The organism is Citrobacter sp. C13 (assembly GCF_014596815.2).
GTDB classification, from domain to species: Bacteria; Pseudomonadota; Gammaproteobacteria; order Enterobacterales; family Enterobacteriaceae; genus Citrobacter; species Citrobacter portucalensis.
The window spans coordinates 2,427,481-2,450,687 of record NZ_CP115024.1 but is presented as its reverse complement, the minus strand read 5'-3'; the positions used below and the strand labels follow the sequence as shown (position 1 = coordinate 2,450,687).

Annotated in this window: 16 protein-coding genes and 1 pseudogene; 12 read left to right on the top strand and 5 right to left on the bottom strand. The window is 52.3% G+C overall.

Going from position 1 to position 23,207, the window contains the following annotated elements:
• Positions 1-3: 3 nt before the first annotated feature.
• Complete coding sequence (gene fdnG, locus IB222_RS11675; RefSeq protein ID WP_149384247.1) at positions 4-3,051, bottom strand: formate dehydrogenase-N subunit alpha; 3,048 nt, start codon at positions 3,049-3,051, stop codon at positions 4-6.
• A 288-nt stretch (positions 3,052-3,339) separates the two neighbouring features.
• Here fdnG and yddG point away from each other — a divergent pair, with 288 nt between their 5' ends.
• The 3 genes and pseudogenes from yddG (at position 3,340) to IB222_RS11660 (ending at position 6,287) form a co-directional block, all read left to right on the top strand.
• Positions 3,340-4,221 (top strand): aromatic amino acid efflux DMT transporter YddG, encoded by an 882-nt coding sequence (gene yddG, locus IB222_RS11670; RefSeq protein ID WP_149384246.1) that lies wholly within the window; start codon positions 3,340-3,342, stop codon positions 4,219-4,221.
• Between the two features lie 459 nt (positions 4,222-4,680).
• Positions 4,681-5,763, top strand: a pseudogene (gene ompD / locus IB222_RS11665) (porin OmpD).
• 143 nt (positions 5,764-5,906) lie between these two features.
• Positions 5,907-6,287 (top strand): GFA family protein, encoded by a 381-nt coding sequence (locus IB222_RS11660; protein ID WP_088732456.1) that lies wholly within the window; start codon positions 5,907-5,909, stop codon positions 6,285-6,287.
• A 3-nt stretch (positions 6,288-6,290) separates the two neighbouring features.
• On the opposite strand, the gene IB222_RS11655 is transcribed toward IB222_RS11660, so the two are convergent.
• Positions 6,291-7,775: an MFS transporter gene (locus tag IB222_RS11655; RefSeq protein WP_149384245.1), complete on the bottom strand. Its 1,485-nt coding sequence runs from the start codon at positions 7,773-7,775 to the stop codon at positions 6,291-6,293.
• Positions 7,776-7,892: 117 nt separating this feature from the next.
• Between IB222_RS11655 and IB222_RS11650 the strand changes: the two genes are divergently transcribed.
• From IB222_RS11650 to IB222_RS11620, 7 genes are all read left to right on the top strand, one after another.
• Positions 7,893-8,471: a TetR family transcriptional regulator gene (locus tag IB222_RS11650; RefSeq protein WP_003833036.1), complete on the top strand. Its 579-nt coding sequence runs from the start codon at positions 7,893-7,895 to the stop codon at positions 8,469-8,471.
• A 212-nt stretch (positions 8,472-8,683) separates the two neighbouring features.
• Positions 8,684-10,069 carry a NarK family nitrate/nitrite MFS transporter gene (locus tag IB222_RS11645; protein WP_149384244.1) on the top strand — a complete coding sequence of 462 codons (1,386 nt, stop codon included), beginning with the start codon at positions 8,684-8,686 and terminating at the stop codon, positions 10,067-10,069.
• Between the two features lie 96 nt (positions 10,070-10,165).
• Complete coding sequence (locus tag IB222_RS11640) at positions 10,166-13,906, top strand: nitrate reductase subunit alpha (RefSeq protein ID WP_149384243.1); 3,741 nt, start codon at positions 10,166-10,168, stop codon at positions 13,904-13,906.
• Positions 13,903-15,447 (top strand): nitrate reductase subunit beta, encoded by a 1,545-nt coding sequence (gene narH / locus IB222_RS11635; protein WP_149384242.1) that lies wholly within the window; start codon positions 13,903-13,905, stop codon positions 15,445-15,447. The genes IB222_RS11640 and narH overlap by 4 nt, the downstream gene beginning before the upstream one ends.
• Entirely contained in the window at positions 15,447-16,142 is a 696-nt protein-coding gene (gene narW / locus IB222_RS11630; protein WP_149384241.1) for a nitrate reductase molybdenum cofactor assembly chaperone, read from the top strand. The genes narH and narW overlap by 1 nt, the downstream gene beginning before the upstream one ends.
• Entirely contained in the window at positions 16,139-16,819 is a 681-nt protein-coding gene (gene narI / locus IB222_RS11625; protein WP_003833047.1) for a respiratory nitrate reductase subunit gamma, read from the top strand. The genes narW and narI overlap by 4 nt, the downstream gene beginning before the upstream one ends.
• A gap of 99 nt (positions 16,820-16,918) precedes the next feature.
• Entirely contained in the window at positions 16,919-17,812 is an 894-nt protein-coding gene (locus tag IB222_RS11620) for a PhzF family isomerase (RefSeq protein WP_126957202.1), read from the top strand.
• Between the two features lie 58 nt (positions 17,813-17,870).
• Here the strand turns inward: IB222_RS11620 and nhoA are convergent, their stop codons facing one another.
• Positions 17,871-18,716 (bottom strand): N-hydroxyarylamine O-acetyltransferase, encoded by an 846-nt coding sequence (nhoA, locus tag IB222_RS11615; RefSeq protein WP_126318064.1) that lies wholly within the window; start codon positions 18,714-18,716, stop codon positions 17,871-17,873.
• A 157-nt stretch (positions 18,717-18,873) separates the two neighbouring features.
• Here nhoA and IB222_RS11610 point away from each other — a divergent pair, with 157 nt between their 5' ends.
• Both IB222_RS11610 and IB222_RS11605 read left to right on the top strand, forming a co-directional pair.
• Entirely contained in the window at positions 18,874-19,446 is a 573-nt protein-coding gene (locus IB222_RS11610) for a flavin reductase family protein (protein WP_003833054.1), read from the top strand.
• A gap of 213 nt (positions 19,447-19,659) precedes the next feature.
• On the top strand, positions 19,660-21,636 hold the full coding sequence (locus tag IB222_RS11605; RefSeq protein WP_149384240.1) for an alkyl sulfatase dimerization domain-containing protein: 1,977 nt from the start codon (positions 19,660-19,662) through the stop codon (positions 21,634-21,636).
• A 37-nt stretch (positions 21,637-21,673) separates the two neighbouring features.
• On the opposite strand, the gene pptA is transcribed toward IB222_RS11605, so the two are convergent.
• The gene (gene pptA, locus IB222_RS11600) at positions 21,674-21,901 is read right to left on the bottom strand and encodes a tautomerase PptA (RefSeq protein ID WP_148361961.1); all 228 of its coding nucleotides are present in this window, start codon (positions 21,899-21,901) and stop codon (positions 21,674-21,676) included.
• Positions 21,902-21,935: 34 nt separating this feature from the next.
• Positions 21,936-22,940, bottom strand: coding sequence for a LacI family DNA-binding transcriptional regulator (locus IB222_RS11595; RefSeq protein WP_188055306.1), 1,005 nt, complete (start codon positions 22,938-22,940; stop codon positions 21,936-21,938).
• Positions 22,941-23,207: the final 267 nt, after the last annotated feature.

The window sequence follows — 23,207 nt, the reverse complement described above, 5'->3', positions numbered from 1 at the left end:
CCCTTACGCCTTCTCGATGTTAACTAAAAACGCTTTGTATTCCGGCGTTTGCGAGTTTGCATCACCGACATTCGGCGTCAGGGTGTTGGCGATAAAGCCTTTACGCGCGACTCCTTCAAAGCCCCAGTGGATTGGGATCCCAACCGTTTCAACCTGCTGACCGTTGACGTTCAGGGTACGCAGACGACGAGTGACCACGGCAACTGCGCGAATAAATCCACGCTTGCTGCTAACTTTCACGTGATCGCCGTTGTTGATCCCTTTCGCTGCCGCCAGCGTTTCGCTGATTTCCACAAACTGCTCTGGCTGGGCAATCGCATTCAGTAATGCGTGCTTGGTCCAGGTATGGAAATGTTCGGTCAGACGATAGGTCGTCCCGACGTACGGGAAGTCCTGTTTCGTGCCCATACGGAGTTTATCCGCTTCGTACAGACGAGCTGCCGGGTTGGAGATCACATTCGGGTGCAGCGGGTTAGTACCCAGCGGCGTTTCCATCGGCTCGTAGTGTTCCGGGAACGGACCTTCCGCCATCTTATCGATAGCAAACAGACGCCCCAGCCCTTCCGGCTGCATGATAAACGGATTGGTGCCACTGCCCGGTGCCGCGGTGTTGAAGTCCGGGATATCGTTCCCCGTCCACTTCGTACCGTTCCACTGGATAAGCATGCGTTTTGGATCCCACGGTTTACCCTGCGGATCCGCCGAAGCGCGGTTATACAGTACGCGACGGTTCAGCGGCCATGCCCAGGCCCAGCCCAGCGTATTACCGAGACCTGACGGGTCGGCGTTATCGCGATTGGCCATCTGGTTGCCCTGCTCGGTCCAGCTACCGGTATAAATCCAGCAGGATGATGAGGTAGAACCATCATCACGCAGTAACGCAAAGCTGTTGAGCAACTGACCTTTTTTCGCAACCAGCACGCCGTTGGCATCATAGAGATCTTCCAGCGCATAGCCGTTGTTCTCTTTTGCCACTTCCTCGGAATGCGGTTCGTCCGGCTGCTTATAGTTCCAGCTCATTTTCAGAACGGGCTCTACAGCTTTACCGCCTTCAGTGCGATACATATCGCGCAGACGATGGTAAATACCGGCCAGAATTTCGCCGTCGTTGCGGGCTTCGCCCGGGGCATCCTGACCTTTCCAGTGCCACTGCAGCCAGCGGCCGGAGTTGGCGATGGAACCGTCCTCTTCCGCAAAGCAGGTAGAAGGCAAACGGAAAACTTCAGTCTGAATCGATGCCGGATCAACGTCGTTTGACTCGCCGTGGTTTTGCCAGAACGTTGAGGTTTCGGTCACCAGCGGATCGATAATCACCAGATACTTCAGTTTGCTGAGACTCTGCACCACTTTGTTTTTGTCCGGGAAGGACGCAACCGGGTTAAAACCCTGACAGATGTAGCCGGTGACTTTCCCGCTATCCATCATGTTGAAGTATTTGATGACGTCGTAGGACTGATCCCACTTCGGCAGCCACTCAAAGCCCCAGTCATTTTCTTTCTGCGCAGCATTGCCGTAGAAAGACTTCATCAGACTGACGAAGAACTTCGGATAGTTGCCCCAGTAGTTAACCTGATCTGCCAATGTCGCTTTTGGCGTGTTCGCGGCCAGATAGGTTTGCAGATCTGTCTGTTTCTCTGACGGCAGCGTCAGGTAGCCCGGCAGGCTGGTAGAGAGCAGACCTAAGTCGGTTAACCCTTGAATGTTGGAGTGACCACGCAAGGCGTTGACACCGCCACCTGCCATCCCCATGTTGCCGAGCAGCAACTGGATCATCGCCATGGTGCGGATGTTCTGTGCCCCTACGGTATGCTGTGTCCAGCCCAGCGCATACAGGAATGTGGTGGTGCGATCGGCGGCGCTGGTGGAGGCCAGCACTTCGCAGACTTTCAGGAAGTCTTCTTTCGGCGTACCGCAAATGTTTTCCACCACATCCGGCGTGTAGCGGGAAACGTGCTGTTTTAGCAGGTTCCAGACACAGCGAGGATGGCTTAACGTTTCATCACGTTTCGCGTAGCCGTTTTCATCGAACTGGTAGTTCCAGGACGATTTATCGTATTGGCGTTTTTTCGCGTCATACCCGCTGAACAGACCGTCTTCAAAAGCATAGTCATCCCGCACCAGCAGGCTGGCGTTGGTGTAATGCTTAACGTATTCAGCGTTAATTTTGTTATTTTCAATCAGGTACAGCAAGACGCCGGACAGGAACGTAATGTCCGTGCCGGAACGAATTGGCGCATAGATATCCGCCACCGAAGCTGTACGTGTAAAACGAGGGTCAACAACAATCAGCGTGGCATCATTGTTGTTTTTGGCTTCCATCGCCCAGCGGAATCCCACCGGATGTGCTTCAGCGGCATTACCGCCCATCACCATCACGACGTTAGCATTTTTGATATCAACCCAGTGGTTGGTCATCGCACCGCGACCAAATGTTGGAGCAAGACTTGCTACCGTTGGTCCGTGTCAGACGCGCGCCTGGTTGTCTACTGCCAGCATGCCGAGTGAGCGCACAAATTTTTGCGTCAGCATGCCGGTTTCATTACTTGCCGCAGATGCACACAACATCCCGGTTGAAAGCCAGCGGTTTACCGTTACGCCCTGCTCATTCTTCTCAATAAAGTTGGCGTCACGGTCAGTTTTCATCAGCTTCGCGATACGGGTGAATGCTTCATCCCAGCTGATACGCTGCCATTTGTCGGAACCAGGAGCGCGATATTCCGGGTAACGCAGACGGTTTTCACTGTGCACGTAATCCAGTAATCCTGCGCCCTTAGGACATAATGCCCCGCGGCTCACCGGATGATCCGGATCCCCTTCAATATGGTAAATCGACTCTTTGGCGTTTTTTGCTCCATCTCCCAGGCTATACATTAATAGCCCGCAACCTACGGAACAGTATGTGCAGGTGTTTCGGATCTCTTTGGCGCGTAACAGCTTATAGTTTCGCGCCTGAGCCAGTGCCATTTTGGGTGCAAAACCCAAAGCGGCTACTGTTGTTCCCGCCATACCGCCCGCGCAGATTTTAAAAAATTGTCTGCGGCTGACGTCCATTGCTTTCCTCTTTTTTGCAGGGATTCGTACAGGACATCTCTCAAATCGCGCCAGCGCGGCATAATTGAAAGATGACATGTACAACTTCGCGACGAAACTATCAGCTATATCCATATTTTTTTTGCGTCAAATCAATAACGAAACGGTTCCGCTACTAAATAGTGCACTTTGTTTAACCTTTGTACCCATAAGGGAGTATGTGAAAAGCAATTAATTAGCGCGCTACGGTGTAAAGGTGCTATAAATTTCAGCTTAAATTTTTGCCAGTACCATGGACAGACAATCAGAATGACAAAACAAAAAGCAACGTTAATTGGGCTCATTGCCATTGTGCTCTGGAGTACGATGGTCGGACTCATGCGTGGGGTAAGTGAAGGACTGGGTCCTGCGGGCGGCGCAGCAATGATTTTTTCGTTAAGTGGCCTGTTGCTGATTTTTACCGTCGGCTTTCCGAATATAAGAAAGATTCCTGTGCGTTATTTAATCGCGGGTAGCGTGCTTTTTGTTACCTATGAAATATGTTTAGCGCTGGCTCTCGGTTATGCGGCTACTCGTCACCAGGCTATTGAAGTCGGTATGGTCAATTATCTATGGCCGAGTTTAACGATATTGTTTGCTATTTTATTTAATGGTCAAAAAACAACCTGGCTGGTGATCCCTGGATTAATTATCGCATTGACCGGGGTTTGTTGGGTATTGGGTGGTGAAAACGGCCTTAATCTTGGTGAAATTATAAACAACGTTGCCAGCAGTCCGCTGAGCTATTTCCTCGCCTTTTTGGGCGCATTTATCTGGGCAACGTATTGCACGGTGACCAATAAATATGCAAAAGGCTTTAACGGCATTACGATATTCGTTTTACTGACGGCCGCAAGTTTGTGGGTTTACTATTTTATGACTCCGCAACCAGAAATGATTTTCAGCACTTCGGTGACTATTAAAATGTTCTCAGCGGCATTAACGTTAGGATTTGCCTATGCGGCGTGGAATATTGGCATTTTGCATGGCAACGTGACCATCATGGCCGTAGGTTCCTATTTTACCCCAGTGCTCTCCTCCGCCCTGGCTGCTGTGTTACTCAGCGCCCCGTTGTCGCTATCTTTCTGGCAGGGGGCATTGATGGTTTGTGCGGGTTCGCTACTTTGCTGGTTGGCAACACGCCGCGCCTGAAAAAAATCCGGGTTTTATCGCGCAAATCTAAAACCCGGCTACACTGTAATCAAATTAATGAATAATAAATGTTCATTCCACTTGTGGCTTATGTTTATTTTTGTTTAATTAAATGTTAATAATTGGTAATTAATTAACTCTAGAAAATATTTCATGCTTATCTATAATCCTCGATATGTATATATTACACCTGCGTGACTAACGTCATTTAAACCATAGGCGGCACAATAGTCCCCTACGTAAATATACCCATTCAGATTTGTCACATATAAAGATTAATACAATCAGCTATATTATGTAGATCTGGATCACACAAACTCAAATATTTCGCAATATTATGAAACTTATTATTGAACTTATACCACTGCGTCATTTAAAAATAGTTTGCCATTGACGAACCCCTTCGTTTAGCAATGGTTTAGGAAACACACCAAGAAAAAATTATAAGGATTATTTAGAATGAAACTTAAATTAGTTGCAGTGGCAGTGACTAGCCTGTTGGCGGCAGGTGCGGTAAACGCAGCTGAGGTATATAACAAAGACGCAAACAAACTGGATATCTAAGGTAAAGTTCACGCTCAGCATTACTTCTCTGACGACACCAGCAGCGATGGCGACAAAACCTACGCACGTCTGGGCTTCAAAGGCGAAACTCAGATCAACGACCAACTGGTTGGTTTTGGTCAGTGGGAATATGAATTCAAAGGCAACCGTTCCGAAAGCCAGGGTTCCGAAGCAGACAAAACCCGTCTGGCATTCGCTGGCCTGAAATTCGCTGAATACGGTTCTTTCGACTACGGTCGTAACTACGGCGTAGCTTACGACATCGGCGCATGGACCGACGTCCTGCCTGAGTTCGGTGGTGATACCTGGACCCAGACCGACGTATTCATGACCCAGCGTGCTACCGGCGTTGCAACCTATCGTAACACCGACTTCTTCGGTCTGGTTGAAGGTCTGAACTTTGCCGCTCAGTACCAGGGCAAAAACGATCGTACCGATGAAGTTGAAGCGAACGGTGATGGCTTCGGTCTGTCTACTACCTATGAATACGAAGGTTTCGGCGTTGGTGCTACCTATGCGAAATCTGACCGTACCGATCGTCAGGTGCGCAACGGCACCAACGGTCTTTACGCTTCAGGTCAGAATGCGGAAGTGTGGGCTGCTGGTCTGAAGTATGATGCGAACAACATCTACCTGGCGACCACCTACTCCGAAACCCGCAATATGACCACATTCGGTAAAATCGACGGTATTGCTAACAAAACTCAGAACTTTGAAGCTGTTGCACAGTACCAGTTCGACTTCGGCCTGCGTCCGTCCATCGCTTACCTGAAATCCAAAGGTAAAGATCTGGGTGCATACGGCGACCAGGATCTGGTTGAATACGTAGACCTGGGTGCTACCTACTACTTCAACAAAAACATGTCCACCTTCGTTGATTACAAAATCAACCTGCTGGATGACACTAACTTCACTAAAAATGTTGCGCAGATCAGCACTGACAACATCGTGGCTGTTGGTCTGAACTACCAGTTCTAATTTTGTTGTAGTCTGAATACAAAGCCAGTCCTTCCAGGGCTGGCTTTTTCTCTTAATGTAGACTCGGTCATAAGGAGTATGCCGTGCAGACATTCACTGGTCGTTGTCTTTGCGGACAGAGTCATTTTACCGTTGACGTCGAAATGCTGGATGTCTATGCCTGCCACTGTACGCTGTGTCAGAAATGGTCAGGCGGCATCGCCATGTATCTGGAAGCCAGCGCTCACCCGCTGATGTCGCCAGAATCGGCAGAACCTTCGCACTTCCCTTCTTCAAATCGTGGTGAACGGTTCTTCTGTTCCGGCTGCGGATGCCCACTGTGGTTTACGTTGACGGACAGCGATCGCTACTTTATTCCGTGGACACTTCTGGAACTTAATGAGGTAGATCGCCGCCGCCTGATATTAGCGGCAGAAATCTATACGGAAACACAGCCTGCGTTCTGGAGACTGACGGGGCAATACGCTCGACTGAGTGGGAAAGAAGTCGAAGAGATGGATTACCCCTGTCATTTAGCTCACTAGTTATTAACGTTGTACCTTTGCCAGACTGAACCACATTCCTATCGCTAATACGATAAGCATGCTGCCGGCGCTGCTTAATGCCACGCTATGTGACCAGGTGAACGCTTCTCTGGCAGCCGTCAGCAATGCTTCACTCAGTGACGGCGGGAGCGAGTGCGCCAGTTGTACCGCCTCCCCCATTGACGATGAGGCACGTTCCATTTCCTGCGGATTAAGCCCGGCTGGCGGCAGAATCGATGCAGAAAAGCTACGGCTCAACAGCAAACCAAAGATAGCGATCCCAAGTCCTGCCCCCAGTTCATAAGCCATTGTCTCAATGGCGCCCGCGGCCGCGGCTTTTTCCGCCGGCGCTGCTGCCATGATAGCCGCTGTTGAAGCCAGGAGCGCACTGGCGGCGCTAAAACCAAGCAAAGCCATCAAAATCCAGGCTTGTACCTGTTGGCTACTGAAATCCGTCATCGCCAGGCCGTAAAAACTAACGGCGCTCAGCGCCATGCCCGCCGTTGCCACACAACGTAATCCCAGGCGTGAAACCAGCATACCGGCAATCGGTCCGCTGAAACCACTGGCCAGCATCACCGGCAGCATGAACAACCCTGCCTGATACGGTGTTAAACCGTGAACAAACTGTAGTTCCTGTGCCATCAGCAACTCGAAACCCACCAGCGTTATCATCGCGGTCATCGCCATCACTACGCCACTTAAGATAATGCGATGCGTGAACAGACGCATATCAATCATCGGGCGGGCTGCCGCAAGCTGGATACGGACAAACTGCCACAACAGTAAAGCGCCGGTTAACAGCGTCAGGGCGATGGCAACGGTCGCCGTATGCCCTTTTAGCGCGGTTTTGGCGCTGTAAACCAACAGCAGAATGGCAACAATCAGCATGATCGCATGACCAAAATTTAACGATTGATCGCGACGTCCGGCCTGGCGTGGCACTAAGCGTGCGGTTAAGGCCATTACCACCAGGACAATTGGTACATTAATTAAGAATACGGACCCCCAGTAGAAGTGCTCCAGCAGCATCCCGCCAACCAGTGGGCCAAACGCCGCACCGCCGGAACCGACCGCTGCCCAGACGCCGAGCGCCATATTTCGATGCCGTTGCTCAGAGAATGTGGCGCGAATACCCGCCAGCGTTGCCGGAACAATCATCGCCGCGCCAATCGCCAATACCGCCCGGGTGGCAATCAGCCAGCTTGCGCTATGAGCAAAAGCGGCCGCCAGCGATGCGAGACCAAATAATCCACCGCCTAACAGCAGCAGACGTTTAAAGCCGATGCGATCCCCTAGCGCGCCCATTGGCAATACCATACCGGCCATTACCAGGGAATAAATATCAATGATCCACAGCAGCTCGTTACCACTGGCACCCAGCGTCATACTCAGCGTGGGCGCGGCAACGTGCAGCACCGTTGCATCAATCGCAACAGGGATGTAGACCAGCACAATAATGACTAACGTTAACCACTGACGAAACATAAAACTCCCTAACGAAACCAAAACTGGACACATGTCCAGCTTTAGCGATCCTACGGAAAATTGAACATATGTCCAACTTTTTGTTAGACTGCGATCTATACGGATACAGGAGGAATGATGAGCTATCTAAATCGGGATGAACGTCGGGAAGTGATTCTGCAAGCGGCAATGCGTGTCGCACTTGAAGAAGGATTTTCCGCCATGACGGTTCGACGCATTGCTGCCGAAGCTCACGTCGCGACGGGCCAGCTACATCACCATTTCGCCTCTGCCGGTGAGCTCAAATCCCAGGCATTTGTGCGCCTTATCCGCACCCTACTTGATGCCGAACTGGTCAGCGAAGACGCCAGTTTCCGTGAGCGACTGCATGCGATGCTAGGCAGTGAAGATGGTGGTCTGGAACCCTATATTAAGCTATGGCGTGAAGCGCAGGTTGTTGCGGGTAAAGATCCAGAAATTAAAAGCGCCTATCTGTTGACCATGCGAATGTGGCACGAAGAAACCGCCAACATTATTACCCAAGGACAGAAAGCCGGTGAATTCTCATCCACGCCTGATGCCGCCGACGTCGCATGGCGTTTAATCGCATTAGTCTGCGGCCTGGATGGTATGTACATATTAGGTATTGAGGAAATGGCCGATCCTGCATTCGATCGTCATCTTGATCGTATGATTACGCAGGAGTTATTTATTTGATGTAATAGATGAATTAACAATACATCTTTTATGTTTACAATTAGTAACACTTAAGCAGCGTGTAATTCTCCTATCACGCCGCGTTATTGCACTTTTTTATCTATTCTTTCAGTCAATATTCCTAAAACTTTTCAATAGTTTCTAAAAAGAAGCCGCGCGGCGCTGCATGCGTTTATTTCTTTTTCATGAACGGCATGTGCATGGAGAATAATATGTCATCATCAAATGAGAAAAATAATCGTTATCTTTTAACGGACTGGAAACCAGAGAACCCCGGCTTTTGGGAAAATAAAGGCAAGCACATTGCGCGCAGAAATCTCTGGATATCAGTAAGTTGCCTGCTGCTTGCGTTCTGCGTCTGGATGTTGTTCAGCGCTGTTGCCGTAAATCTGAATAAAATTGGCTTTAATTTCACCACTGACCAACTGTTTTTATTAACGGCACTCCCTTCTCTTTCTGGTGCAATATTGCGCGTTCCCTACTCCTTTATGGTACCTATATTTGGTGGGCGTCGTTGGACCATTTTTAGTACGATTATTCTGGTTATTCCCTGCGTCTGGCTCGGATTTGCCGTGCAAAATACCACTACTCCGTTCGGTGTATTTATTATCATTGCGCTGATGTGTGGTTTTGCTGGCGCTAACTTTGCCTCCAGCATGGGCAATATCAGCTTTTTCTTCCCCAAAGCGAAGCAAGGTAGCGCATTAGGCGTTAACGGTGGTCTCGGCAACCTCGGCGTCAGCGTGATGCAGTTGATCGCGCCACTGGTGATCTTTCTGCCCATCTTTACCTTTTTGGGCGTTCAGGGCGTACCGCAAGCTGACGGCTCGTTATTGTCGCTGGCCAATGCCGCATGGATTTGGGTGCCGTTACTGTTGATAGCCACCGTGGCAGCGGGCATGGGAATGAACGACATTGCCAGTTCGAAGGCCTCAATTGCCTCTCAGTTACCGGTCCTCAAACGTTTTCATCTGTGGTTATTAAGTCTGTTGTATCTCGCCACCTTCGGTTCATTTATCGGTTTTTCGGCAGGCTTTGCCATGCTGGCGAAAACCCAGTTCCCCGACGTGAATATCCTGCAACTGGCGTTCTTCGGTCCCTTCATCGGTGCGCTTGCGCGATCCGCAGGTGGTGTTATCTCTGACAAGTTTGGTGGTGTGCGTGTCACCTTAATTAACTTCATCTTTATGGCTCTGTTCAGCGCCCTGCTGTTTCTCACTTTGCCCGGTTCGGGCGAAGGAAGCTTTATCGCGTTTTACCTGGTGTTTATGGGCTTGTTCCTGACCGCGGGTCTGGGCAGCGGTTCAACCTTCCAGATGATTGCGGTGATCTTTCGCAAAATCACAATTTATCGGGTGAAGCTGCATGGCGGTACTGAAGAGCAAGCTCAGCGGGAAGCGGTAACCGATACCGCAGCCGCCCTGGGATTTATCTCCGCCATTGGCGCTGTGGGGGGCTTCTTCATTCCTAAAGCGTTTGGCTCATCGCTGGCATTGACCTGCTCTCCTGTGGGTGCCATGAAAATATTCCTCGTGTTTTACATCGTCTGCGTGCTGGTGACCTGGTTGGTCTATGGCCGTAAATCACAAAAAAAATAACAAAATGGATACCGCAGGATCGGACATTTAGGTAGGCCGGATCAGGCCTGGCGTTCGATTCACCGTCGGCAATATTATCGAAGCAGGAGTTATGTCATGAGTAAACTGTTAGACCGCTTTCGCTACTTTAAACAAAAGGGCGATACGTTTGCCGAGGGGCATGGGCAAGTAATGCACACCAACCGGGACTGGGAAGACAGCTATCGTCAGCGCTGGCAGTTCGACAAAATTGTGCGTTCTACCCACGGCGTTAACTGTACCGGCTCATGCAGCTGGAAAATCTACGTTAAAAACGGGCTGGTGACCTGGGAAACGCAGCAAACCGACTACCCGCGTACCCGTCCTGACCTGCCAAATCATGAGCCCCGTGGCTGTCCACGCGGCGCCAGTTACTCGTGGTATCTCTATAGCGCGAACCGCCTGAAATATCCGCTGGTGCGTAAACGCTTAATCGAATTGTGGCGCGACGCCCTCTCCCGCCAGCCCGATCCGGTGCTGGCCTGGGAATCCATTATGAACGACCCGCAAAAATGCCAGAGCTACAAGCAGGTACGCGGGCGCGGTGGGTTTATCCGTTCCAACTGGAAAGAGCTTAATCAGCTGATTGCTGCCGCCAACGTCTGGACGGTGAAAACCTACGGCCCGGATCGCGTGGTCGGCTTCTCCCCGATCCCTGCGATGTCGATGGTTTCCTATGCCGCCGGCACACGCTATCTCTCGCTAATCGGCGGAACCTGTCTGAGCTTCTATGACTGGTACTGCGACTTACCGCCCGCGTCACCGATGACCTGGGGCGAGCAGACCGACGTTCCTGAATCCGCCGACTGGTATAACTCCAGCTATATCATCGCCTGGGGCTCTAACGTGCCGCAGACCCGTACCCCGGATGCGCACTTTTTCACAGAAGTACGCTACAAAGGCACCAAGACGATTGCCATTACGCCGGACTACTCGGAAGTCGCTAAACTATGCGACCAGTGGCTGGCACCTAAACAAGGGACCGACAGCGCGCTGGCAATGGCGATGGGCCACGTCATCCTGAAAGAGTTCCACCTCGACAATCCCAGCGATTATTTCCTCAATTACTGCCGTCGCTATACCGACATGCCGATGCTGGTTTTACTGGATGCCCGGGAAGATGGCAGCTACGTGCCTGGACGCATGATGCGTGCTTCAGACCTTGTCGATGGTCTGGGCGAAAGCAACAATCCAGAGTGGAAAACGGTAGCCTTTAACAGCGCAGGTGAACTGGTTGTCCCGAACGGATCTATCGGTTTTCGCTGGGGGGAGAAAGGCAAATGGAACCTGGAACCACTGGCGGCTGGCGCTGAAACTGAACTTTCTCTTTCGTTGCTCGGTCTGCATGATGAAGTGACCGGCGTCGCATTCCCCTATTTTGGCGGCAACGAAAACCCACATTTTCGCAGTGTAAAACAAGAACCGGTGCTGATCCGCCAACTACCGGTAAAACATCTTACCCTCGCTGATGGTAGCCGTTGCCCGGTGGTAAGCGTCTATGATCTGGTGCTGGCGAATTATGGCCTCGATCGTGGTCTGGATGACGTCCATAGCGCACAAGATTACAGCGAAGTGAAAGCCTACACCCCGGCCTGGGGCGAGCAAATCACCGGCGTGCCACGCCGTCATATCGAACAGATCGCCCGTGAGTTTGCCGATACGGCACACAAAACGCATGGCCGTTCGATGATCATTCTCGGTGCTGGCGTTAACCACTGGTATCACATGGATATGAACTACCGTGGGATGATTAACATCCTGGTGTTCTGTGGTTGCGTGGGACAAAGCGGCGGCGGCTGGGCGCACTATGTGGGTCAGGAGAAACTGCGTCCGCAAACCGGTTGGTTGCCGCTGGCCTTTGCGCTGGACTGGAACCGTCCGCCGCGTCAGATGAACAGCACCTCGTTTTTCTACAACCACTCCAGTCAGTGGCGTTATGAAAAACTCACCGCGCAGGAACTCCTCTCTCCGCTGGCCGATGCGTCGAAATTTAGCGGACATTTGATTGACTTTAACGTACGTGCTGAACGAATGGGCTGGCTGCCGTCTGCGCCGCAGCTTAACCTCAACCCGCTGACAGTCAAAGCAAAAGCCGAACAAGCGGGGCTATCTCCTGCGCAATACACCGCACAGGCGCTGAAGTCGGGTGATATTCGTTTTGCCTGCGAGCAGCCGGATAACGGCAAAAACCATCCTCGCAACCTCTTCGTCTGGCGCTCTAACCTGCTCGGTTCCTCCGGTAAAGGGCATGAATACATGCTCAAGTATTTACTGGGTACCGAAAGCGGGATCCAGGGGGAAGCGCTCGGTTCAAGTGAGGGGATTAAACCTGAAGAAGTTGAATGGCAGTCCGCGGCGATAGAGGGCAAGCTCGATCTGCTGGTTACCCTCGATTTCCGTATGTCCAGCACCTGTTTGTTCTCCGATATCGTTTTGCCAACCGCGACCTGGTATGAAAAAGACGATATGAACACCTCGGATATGCATCCGTTTATTCACCCTTTGTCCGCGGCGGTCGATCCGGCATGGGAATCGAAGAGCGACTGGGAAATATACAAAGGCATCGCCAAAGTATTCTCTGAGGTTTGCGTCGGACACCTTGGACAAGAAACGGATGTGGTGTTGCAACCGCTGCAACACGACTCTCCGGCAGAGCTGGCACAGCCGTTTGACATTCTGGACTGGCGCAAAGGCGAATGCGATCTCCTGCCGGGGAAAACGGCACCGAATATCGCCGTTGTGGAGCGTGACTACCCCGCCACCTACGAACGCTTTACTTCACTCGGTCCGCTCATGGACAAGCTTGGTAACGGTGGGAAAGGCATTGCGTGGAATACCCAGGCGGAAGTCGATTTCCTCGGCAAGCTGAACTACACCAAACGCGAAGGCCCGGCAAAAGGACGCCCGCTGATTGACACCGCGCTGGATGCCTCTGAGGTGATCCTCGCCCTGGCACCGGAAACAAACGGTCAGGTGGCGGTGAAAGCCTGGGAAGCGCTGGGGGCGATGACCGGACGCGACCATACGCATCTGGCGTTGAACAAGGAAGACGAGAAGATCCGCTTTCGCGATATCCAGGCGCAACCACGCAAAATCATCTCCAGTCCTACCTGGTCCGGGCTGGAAAGTGAACATGTTTCCTATAACGCAGGCTATACCAACGTCCACGAGCTGATCCCATGGCGTACCCTGTCCGGTCGCCAGCAGCTGTACCAGGATCACGCGTGGATGCGAGCGTTCGGTGAAAGTCTGGTGGCGTATCGTCCGCCTATCGATACCCGCAGCGTCAGTGAAATGCGCGAGGTTCCGCCTAACGGCTTCCCGGAAAAAGCGCTCAACTTCCTGACGCCGCACCAGAAATGGGGGATCCACTCTACCTATAGCGAAAACCTGCTGATGCTGACGCTGTCGCGCGGCGGACCGATTGTCTGGATCAGCGAGACCGATGCCAAAGAGCTGGGCATTGAGGATAACGACTGGATTGAAGCTTTCAACGCCAACGGTGCGCTCACCGCACGTGCAGTGGTGAGTCAACGTGTGCCGCCGGGAATGACCATGATGTATCACGCTCAGGAGCGAATCATGAATATCCCTGGCTCAGAAGTGACCGGGATGCGCGGCGGGATCCATAACTCGGTGACCCGCGTCTGCCCGAAACCCACGCACATGATAGGTGGCTATGCGCAGCTGGCATACAGCTTCAACTATTACGGTACGGTCGGCTCTAACCGCGATGAGTTCATCATGATTAGAAAAATGAAAAATATTAACTGGCTGGATGATGAAGGTCGCGATCAGGTACAGGAGGCGAAAAAATGAAAATACGCTCACAGGTAGGCATGGTTCTTAATCTGGATAAGTGCATCGGCTGCCACACCTGCTCCGTCACCTGTAAAAACGTCTGGACCGGACGTGAAGGGATGGAATATGCGTGGTTTAACAACGTCGAGACTAAACCGGGGATTGGGTATCCAAAAAACTGGGAAGATCAGGAAGAGTGGCAAGGCGGCTGGGTTCGCGATGTTAACGGCAAGATAAGACCGCGTCTGGGCGGTAAGATGGGCGTCATCACCAAAATTTTCGCCAACCCGGTGATCCCGCAAATCGATGATTACTATGAGCCGTTTACCTATGATTATCAGCATCTGCATAGCGCGCCGGAAAGCAAGAATCAGCCCACCGCGCGTCCGCGTTCGCTGATTGATGGAAAGCGGATGGACAAGATTATCTGGGGTCCAAACTGGGAAGAACTGCTTGGCGGCGAATTTTCAAAACGTGCCCGCGACCGTAACTTCGAGAAGATGCAAAAGGAGATGTACGGCCAGTTCGAAAACACCTTCATGATGTATTTACCGCGCCTGTGCGAGCACTGCCTGAACCCAAGCTGTGTCGCCACCTGCCCGAGCGGTGCCATCTACAAGCGTGAAGAAGACGGCATTGTGCTGATCGACCAGGACAAATGTCGCGGTTGGCGCTTGTGCATCAGCGGCTGTCCGTACAAAAAAATCTACTTTAACTGGAAGAGCGGTAAGTCTGAGAAGTGCATTTTCTGCTACCCGCGTATTGAGTCCGGCCAGCCGACGGTATGCTCGGAAACCTGCGTTGGACGTATCCGTTATCTCGGCGTATTGCTGTACGACGCCGACCGCATCGAAGAAGCGGCCAGCACCGAGCATGAGACCGATCTCTATGAGCGTCAGTGCGATGTGTTCCTCAATCCGCACGATCCGGCGGTCATTGAAGAGGCGTTAAAACAAGGTATTCCGCACAACGTCATCGAAGCGGCCCAACGTTCTCCAGTCTACAAAATGGCGATGGACTGGAAACTGGCGCTGCCGCTGCACCCGGAATATCGCACCCTGCCGATGGTCTGGTATGTACCGCCGTTGTCACCGATTCAGTCGGTCGCCGATGCGGGCGGACTGCCGCACAATGGCAACGTTTTGCCAGCGGTTGAGTCGCTGCGAATTCCGGTACAGTACCTCGCTAACATGCTCAGTGCGGGTGATACCGGTCCAGTGCTGCGCGCGCTGAAACGTATGATGGCTATGCGTCACTATATGCGTGCACAAACAGTGGAAGGCGTGACGGACACCAGCGCGATTGAGGAAGTGGGTTTGACCGTTGAGCAGGTTGAGGAGATGTATCGCTATCTGGCCATCGCCAACTATGAAGACCGCTTTGTGATCCCGACCAGCCATCGAGAAATGGCGCGTGATGCCTTCCCGGAGAAAAACGGCTGCGGATTTACCTTCGGTGACGGCTGCCATGGCTCAGATACCAAATTCAATCTGTTTAACAGTAGTCGTATTGATGCCATCGACATCACCGAAGTACGCGATAAAGCGGAGGGTGAATAATGCAAATCCTGAAGGTTATCGGCCTGCTGATGGAATATCCCGACGAACTGCTGTGGGAATGTAAAGACGACGCGCTGGCGCTTGTGGCCAGCGATGCCCCCATGCTTACCGAATTTAGCCAGGGATTGCTCAATGCACCACTGCTGGATAAACAAGCGGAATGGTGCGAAATCTTTGACCGGGGCCGGGCCACCTCTCTGCTGTTGTTTGAGCACGTCCACGCCGAGTCCCGTGACCGGGGTCAGGCGATGGTGGATCTGTTGGCGCAGTATGAAAAGGTCGGGCTACAGCTCGACTGCCGCGAACTACCGGATCATCTGCCGTTGTATCTGGAGTATTTGAGCGTGTTGCCGGAGGACCAGGCCAAAGAAGGACTGCTGAACGTTGCACCGATTCTGGCTCTGCTGGGCGGGCGCTTAAAACAGCGCGATACGCCGTGGTATCAACTGTTTGACGCCCTGCTGCTGCTTGCCGGAAGCCCTCTTTCGAGTGACAGCGTCACTAAGCAGGTTGGTGCTGAAACCCGCGATGATACCCGTCAGGCGCTGGATGCGGTGTGGGAAGAGGAACAGGTGAAGTTTATCGAGGATAACGCCACCGCCTGCGACAGTTCACCGTTACAAAACTATCAACGACGCTTTAGCCAGGACGTGGCGCCGCAGTATGTCGACGTCAGCGCGGGAGGCCCGAAATGATACAGTACCTGAACGTCTTTTTTTACGATATCTACCCGTACCTGTGCGGTACGGTGTTTATCCTCGGCAGTTGGCTACGCTATGACTACGGGCAATATACCTGGCGCGCCTCTTCCAGCCAGATGCTGGACAAACGCGGCATGGTGCTGTGGTCAAACCTGTTCCACATCGGCATTCTGGGGATCTTTTTCGGTCACCTGTTCGGCATGCTAACGCCGCACTGGATGTATGCCTGGTTCCTGCCGATTGCGGTGAAACAACAGATGGCGATGATTGCCGGTGGGCTTTGTGGCGTACTGACGCTGGTTGGTGGCGCAGGTTTGCTGGTGCGCCGTCTGACCAACCCGCGTATTCGTGCAACGTCTTCCACCGCTGACATTCTGATCCTTTGCGTTCTGCTGATTCAGTGTATCCTCGGCTTAACCACCATCCCGTTCTCCGCACAGCATCCAGACGGCAGTGAAATGCTGAAACTGGTCGGTTGGGCGCAGTCGGTGGTGACTTTCCAGGGCGGCGCATCTGCGCATCTGGATGGTGTGGCGTTGATTTTCCGTGTGCACCTGGTTCTGGGGATGACTATCTTCCTGCTATTCCCGTTCACCCGTCTGGTCCACGTATGGAGTGCGCCGTTTGAGTACTTCACTCGCCGCTATCAGATAGTGCGTTCCCGCCGATAATTGAACTCTGATGCCCGGTAGCGCTTGCGCTTACCGGGCCTGCATCGCTATCCTGCTTTTTGTGCGTTATGATGCTTCTCCATTTCAGGGAGAACGCTAATGAAACCACAGGTTTACCACGTCGATGCCTTTACCCCGGTCCCTTTTCGCGGCAACTCAGCAGGTGTGGTTTTACATGCTGATGGACTGAGCGACGCGCAGATGCAGCTCATCGCTCGCGAGCTGCGTCATTCAGAAACCGCATTTCTGCTGACCAGTGACGACAGCGATGTTCGCATCCGCTATTTCACCCCGACGGTCGAAGTTCCTATCTGTGGGCATGCTACCGTCGCCGCGCATTACGTGCGGGCCAGGGTGCTGAGTCTGGGTAACTGCACGGTCTGGCAAACCTCGCTGGCCGGACGTCATCGGGTGGATATTGACGCTACCGGGAACGACTATCGCATTAGCCTTGAGCAAGGTGAACCGGGTTTTGAACCTCCGCTGGAGGGCGCTGTTCGTACTGCGATTCTCGATGCGTTGCACCTGAGCGAAGACGATATGCTGGCAGGCTTACCCATTCAGGTTGCCACGACCGGGCATTCGAAAGTGATGATTCCACTGAAACCCGAGGTGGATCTCGACGCCCTTTCCCCTGATTTACCGGCTTTGACCGCCATCAGCCAACAAATTGGCTGTAACGGTTTCTTCCCTTTTCAAATCCGCGAGGGCGAAAACGCCACTGATGGCCGCATGTTTTCACCTGCTATTGGTATTGTGGAAGACCCGGTTACCGGCAATGCCAACGGTCCAATGGGCGCATGGTTGGTCCACCATGGGCTGATGGCGCATGATGGGAAAACGTTACGTGTTCAGGGGCATCAGGGCCGTGCGCTCGGGCGCGACGGGATTGTTGATGTGACGGTGACTATCTGTGAAAACCAGCCGAAAAAAGTCACCATTACCGGTTCGGCGGTGATCCTGTTTCACGCAGAATGGGCGATAGATTTTTAATTGTTCCCGAAAGCCGGATAAGGCGATGACGCCGCATCCGGCATGACTTCCGATGCCCCTATTTCCCCGCCTCCGGATGCGTATCAAACGCCGCCATTACCGTCGCTAACTCATCTTCGGTAAACCCATGCTTCACGTCATCCACACCCAGTCCAAATCGTTCTTGCAACAACGCATACAAACTGGCGACGTCAGGCAAATTAATCTGCTCTACCGCATGTCCATCCTGATAATGGGTAAAGTGAAAATTGGTTAACGTTAATTTCCCGCCGTCGGGCAGATGACGGCACATCAGCAGATGATGGCGAAAATGTGATTGCGGCCAGTGTGCGGACCAGAAGTTGCCCATCAGATAATCGCTCTGATGCTGCACGACCAGATCGAAACGATACATTGACTGCCAGTGTTCGTGATGACGGAACTGGAGGATCCAATCTTCACCTTCCTGAATCAGCCGATATTCGCCGTGTGGCGTCTTCTGCTCAGTGTTAGCCTGCAGACGAATCGGCGCCGTCAGCGTTTGTCCGCCGAAACCAACGTCGGCAATCCACTGCTCTCCCTGCAATTCAACCAGCAACAGACGATGCGTGCGCGGCGGCAGGCTTGACGGATTTGCCAGTACCACGCGACCGAGAAGGCTACGTACGTTAAAACCGATTTCGCGTAGCGCGCGTTCAAACACGCCGTTCTGTTCAAAGCAATAACCGCCACGACGCGCCGTTACCAGCTTCTCTTCCAGCGACAAATCGTCTAGCTGCATCTCTCTTGGCAACAATACGTCCAGGTTTTCAAATGGGATCGCGGCGTTATGCAGTAAATGCAGCGCTTGCAAGGTTTCAATGTTGACGTTGGCCGAATCTGACCAGCCAATACGGGCAAAGTAAGCGGTTAAAAAAGGCGTCATACGGAGTTCCTGTTCGATTAATGCAGTACTTATAACGTATTTTTCGTTTTACGCTGTCGATTTTGTGCGTTGTTAATTCCTGTGAGGCGACAAAATCGCTAATACCGTTAATATCTATGTTTATTGTGGTGTGTTATCTCTCAGCCAAGGAGCATCCATGAGCCATTTTCGTCCGATCGAATTAAAACATGCCAGCCGGCTACTCAATCATGGCCCAACGATATTGATAACCAGCCGGGATGAGCATACCGAGCGGCGAAATGTGATGGCTGCGGCATGGTCAATGCCCGTGGAATTTGAGCCGCCGCGGGTAGCAATTGTTGTTGATAAGACCGCCTGGTCGCGGGATCTCATTGAACGTAGCGGTAAATTCGGCATCGTTATTCCGGGTATCGCCGCCGTCAACTGGACCTGGGCCGTAGGCAGCGTTTCCGGTCGCGTGGAAGATAAATTCAACTGTTACGGCATTCCCGTGGTGCAAGGACCCGTGCTAGGTTTACCGCTGATAGAAGCGAAATGTCTGGCCTGGATGGAGTGTCGCCTGTTGCCAGCCACGGCGGCACAGGAAAAATATGACACTCTGTTTGGGGAAGTGGTCTCCGCTGCCGCTGATGAGCGAGCCTTCGTGGAAGGACGCTGGCAGTTTGATGATGGCAAGCTCAATACTCTGCATCACCTTGGGGCCGGAACGTTTATCTCCAGCGGGAAACGTATTATCGCAGGTGAATGATAGTATGCTAACGGATGGCAGTTCTGCTCTGTCATCCGCAACTGTTTTCTTAAAACCTCTGAAAAACCAGTTAGATAAATTACTCTGCCTTCCTTGCCTAATCATTCATGTGAATTATAGTTAATCTTGCACTAACTCAAATACCTAATCAAAACGCTATCCGTCAAAGCAGCATCCCCAACTGTACTTTTGAAGTGTCAGAGAGGTTTTACGATGCAACTTAATAGAATCGCACAAAGTTTTATACTTGCTGGGTTACTCACATCGTTTTCTGTTCCCCTTATGGCCGCTGAAGCCCCCAAAGACGCTACAGCCGCCACGCAACAAGCCAACAACGCGCTTTACAATCAACTGCCCTTCTCCGATAACACCGACTTTACCGACGCCCACAAAGGCTTTATCGCCCCACTCCCGCAGGACGTGATCAAGGGCGAGCAGGGAAATGTTATCTGGAATCCGCAGCAGTACGCGTTCATCAAAGAAGGCGATAAAGCCCCGGATACGGTAAACCCGAGCCTGTGGCGTCAATCTCAGTTGATCAACATCAGCGGGCTGTTTGAAGTAACGGATGGCGTTTACCAGATTCGTAACCTCGATCTGTCAAACATGACCATTATTGAAGGTAAAGAAGGCATCACCGTTGTTGACCCGCTGGTCTCGGCAGAAACGGCCAAAGTCGGGATGGATCTTTACTTTAAAAACCGCGGTCAAAAACCAGTTGTTGCGGTGATTTATACCCACAGCCACGTTGACCATTACGGCGGCGTACGCGGCGTTGTCGATGAAGCCGACGTTAAAGCGGGCAAAGTGAAAGTTTATGCGCCAGCCGGCTTTATGGAAGCCGCGGTCGCTGAGAATATCATGGCCGGTAACGTCATGAGCCGACGCGCGAGCTACATGTACGGCAACCTGTTAAAACCTGATGCCAAAGGCCAGGTCGGCGCGGGACTGGGAACCACGACCTCCGCGGGAACCGTTACCCTGATTGCGCCAACAAATATCATTGAGAAAGATGGACAAAAAGAGGTCATCGACGGCCTGACCTATGACTTCATGCTGGCCCCGGGTTCAGAAGCACCGTCGGAAATGCTGTGGTACATCGAAGAGAAGAAACTGATTGAATCCGCTGAAGATGTCACCCACACCCTGCACAATACCTACTCCCTGCGCGGGGCCAAAATTCGTGAGCCGCTGCCGTGGTCCAAATACATCAACGAAGCGATTGTGCGCTGGGGTGATAAAGCCGAAGTGCTGATGGCGCAGCACCACTGGCCAACCTGGGGTAATGACAAGGTGGTCAGCCTGCTGAAAAGCCAGCGCGATCTGTATCGTTACATCAACGACCAGACGTTACGCATGGCTAACGAAGGTCTGACCCGCGATGAAATCGCCGCCAACTTTAAGCTGCCGGACTCACTGGCCCATACCTGGGCTAACCGCGGTTACTATGGTTCCGTGAGCCATGACGTAAAAGCGACCTATGTGCTCTACCTCGGCTGGTTTGACGGCAACCCGGCAACGCTGGATGAGCTGCCGCCGGAAGAGTCTGCGAAGAAATTTGTCGACTACATGGGCGGCGCTGACGCCATTTTGCAGAAAGCCAAAACCGACTATGACCAGGGTAACTATCGCTGGGTGGCTCAGGTGGTGAGCAAAGTGGTATTTGCCGATCCAAATAACCAGGCCGCGCGTAATCTGGAAGCGGATGCGCTGGAGCAACTGGGTTATCAGGCTGAATCCGGCCCGTGGCGTAACTTCTATCTGACCGGCGCGCAAGAGCTGCGAAACGGCGTAGTCAAAGGCCCAACCCCGAATACCGCCAGCCCGGATACCGTTCGTGCTATGACGCCGGAAATGTTCTTCGATTATCTGGCAGTGCATATTAACGGACAAAAAGCGGGTGATGCGAAGTCTGTATTTAACATCGATCTTGGCAGTGATGGCGGTAAATATAAGCTTGAACTGGAGAATGGCGTCCTGAACCATACCGCCAATGCCGAAGCGAAAGACGCCGACGCAACTGTCACGCTTAATCGCGATACGCTGAACAAAATCATCCTCAAAGAAGTGACGCTGAAACAGGCACAAGACAGTGGTGATGTGAAGATTACCGGTGACGGCGCCAAGCTTGATGCCATGCTCGGCTATATGGATAAATTCGAATTCTGGTTCAACATCGTTACACCATAAGCACAACGAAAACGGGCGGAAATCCGCCCGTTTTTTCTTACATGCTGTAGCCAGGTTTTTTAATTAATCTCGCCATCTGCGGCGCAATTTCCGCATCCCACACGCCCTGCCACGCCTCTGGCTCAACTTCATTGAGCGCCACGCTGACTGAACTGTCTTTGCTTTGCAAATGGCGAATAATAACCTCGGAAATATCCGCCGCCAGGGCGGTTTTTTGTTCGTCGGTAAGAGCGCGAGGAAAACATTTAATATCAACGTGCGGCATAGCAGATTCCTTATAGTTTTGGATTGCAGGTAACTTATGCGGACTCTCGTTCTACCAGATGAAAACCGACATCAATAATATCGTCTTCACGCGGAATTTGTTCGATACGATCGGCAAGCAGTGAGGCGGCGCGTTGCCCGATGGCCCGTCTGTCGACGCTGACGGTGGTGATGGCGGGCCGGTTGCTGGCAGCAAAATCCAGATCGCCAAAACCGATTACCGCTAACTCTTGCGGCACGCGTATACCGCGGCTCTCGGCTTCCATGATCGCCCCCTGAGCTAACGTATCTGAGCTACAGACAATGACATCAAACTCGCGATCAGCCAATAGCTGAGTTAATCCGCTGCGCCCCAATGCCAGAGAGGCCGGAAGCGGGACATCCACCTGTGCGTCAGCCGCAATACCATGACGACTCAGCGCATCGCACAGTCCTTGTTTACGCTGGCCTGCCCGACGATCGGCTGTCCATAACAACCCCGGACGTCGATAACCTTTTTCCAACAGATAGTCTGCCACCGCCTGCCCGACCTTTTCATGCGAAAAGCCGACCAGCATATCGATGGGTGTTGGGGTTAAATCCCAGATTTCCACGACCGGGATGGCCGCATTAAGAATCACCTTTTTCAGCTCGGCGGTATGATGAATACCGGTAAGTACTACGCCATCCGGGCGACGAGAAAGCAGCGTCGCCACCAGCTCCGCCTCTGTTTGCGGCGTATAACCCGACACGCAGAGCAAAATGTGGTATCCGCGTTCTGCCAGTTCATCACTTAATGACTGGATGGTATCGACAAACATATTGTTGTTAATTTGCGGAATAACCACGGCGATAAGCTTGCTGCGACGTGACGCCAGTCCCCCAGCCAGTGCGTTGGGAATATAGCCGGTGGCGCGCACCGCCTGCATCACTTTTTCAACCGTTTTCGGGCGCACCATCTGCGGGGTATTCAACGCCCTGCTCACCGTCATGGGTGACAATCCCGCGGTACGGGCAACATCTTCCAGCGTGGGGGCGCGCGGAGGTTTGGGATTTTTCACTGTCGATGCCCTTGTCAAAAATCGCTGATTTATGCTGGCATTATTCATCATGATTTGGGCTATTGCCAGCGACTCTCGGCGATAACGCTGAGAAAACAGCAGCTTAGTTAATTATCGTTAATTAAAATGATAGCGCAATCACAACAGTTTGTGCATTTCTCCATAAAGTACTGGAATGTGACGTCGTTTATAATTTACCACCCTTTTCTCTCTGTATTTGTGAGCAATTGTTCAAATCGCAGTCAATTCGCTGGCACAGTGATTGCG

Excerpts from the sequence above, each read along its gene's own strand:
- yddG (WP_149384246.1), top strand. The coding sequence starts at position 3,340 with ATGACAAAACAAAAAGCAACGTTAATTGGGCTCATTGCCATTGTGCTC.
- IB222_RS11660 (WP_088732456.1), top strand. The coding sequence starts at position 5,907 with ATGCTGGATGTCTATGCCTGCCACTGTACGCTGTGTCAGAAATGGTCA.
- IB222_RS11655 (WP_149384245.1), bottom strand. The coding sequence starts at position 7,775 with ATGTTTCGTCAGTGGTTAACGTTAGTCATTATTGTGCTGGTCTACATC.
- IB222_RS11650 (WP_003833036.1), top strand. The coding sequence starts at position 7,893 with ATGAGCTATCTAAATCGGGATGAACGTCGGGAAGTGATTCTGCAAGCG.
- IB222_RS11645 (WP_149384244.1), top strand. The coding sequence starts at position 8,684 with ATGTCATCATCAAATGAGAAAAATAATCGTTATCTTTTAACGGACTGG.
- IB222_RS11640 (WP_149384243.1), top strand. The coding sequence starts at position 10,166 with ATGAGTAAACTGTTAGACCGCTTTCGCTACTTTAAACAAAAGGGCGAT.
- narH (WP_149384242.1), top strand. The coding sequence starts at position 13,903 with ATGAAAATACGCTCACAGGTAGGCATGGTTCTTAATCTGGATAAGTGC.
- narW (WP_149384241.1), top strand. The coding sequence starts at position 15,447 with ATGCAAATCCTGAAGGTTATCGGCCTGCTGATGGAATATCCCGACGAA.
- narI (WP_003833047.1), top strand. The coding sequence starts at position 16,139 with ATGATACAGTACCTGAACGTCTTTTTTTACGATATCTACCCGTACCTG.
- IB222_RS11620 (WP_126957202.1), top strand. The coding sequence starts at position 16,919 with ATGAAACCACAGGTTTACCACGTCGATGCCTTTACCCCGGTCCCTTTT.
- nhoA (WP_126318064.1), bottom strand. The coding sequence starts at position 18,716 with ATGACGCCTTTTTTAACCGCTTACTTTGCCCGTATTGGCTGGTCAGAT.
- IB222_RS11610 (WP_003833054.1), top strand. The coding sequence starts at position 18,874 with ATGAGCCATTTTCGTCCGATCGAATTAAAACATGCCAGCCGGCTACTC.
- IB222_RS11605 (WP_149384240.1), top strand. The coding sequence starts at position 19,660 with ATGCAACTTAATAGAATCGCACAAAGTTTTATACTTGCTGGGTTACTC.
- pptA (WP_148361961.1), bottom strand. The coding sequence starts at position 21,901 with ATGCCGCACGTTGATATTAAATGTTTTCCTCGCGCTCTTACCGACGAA.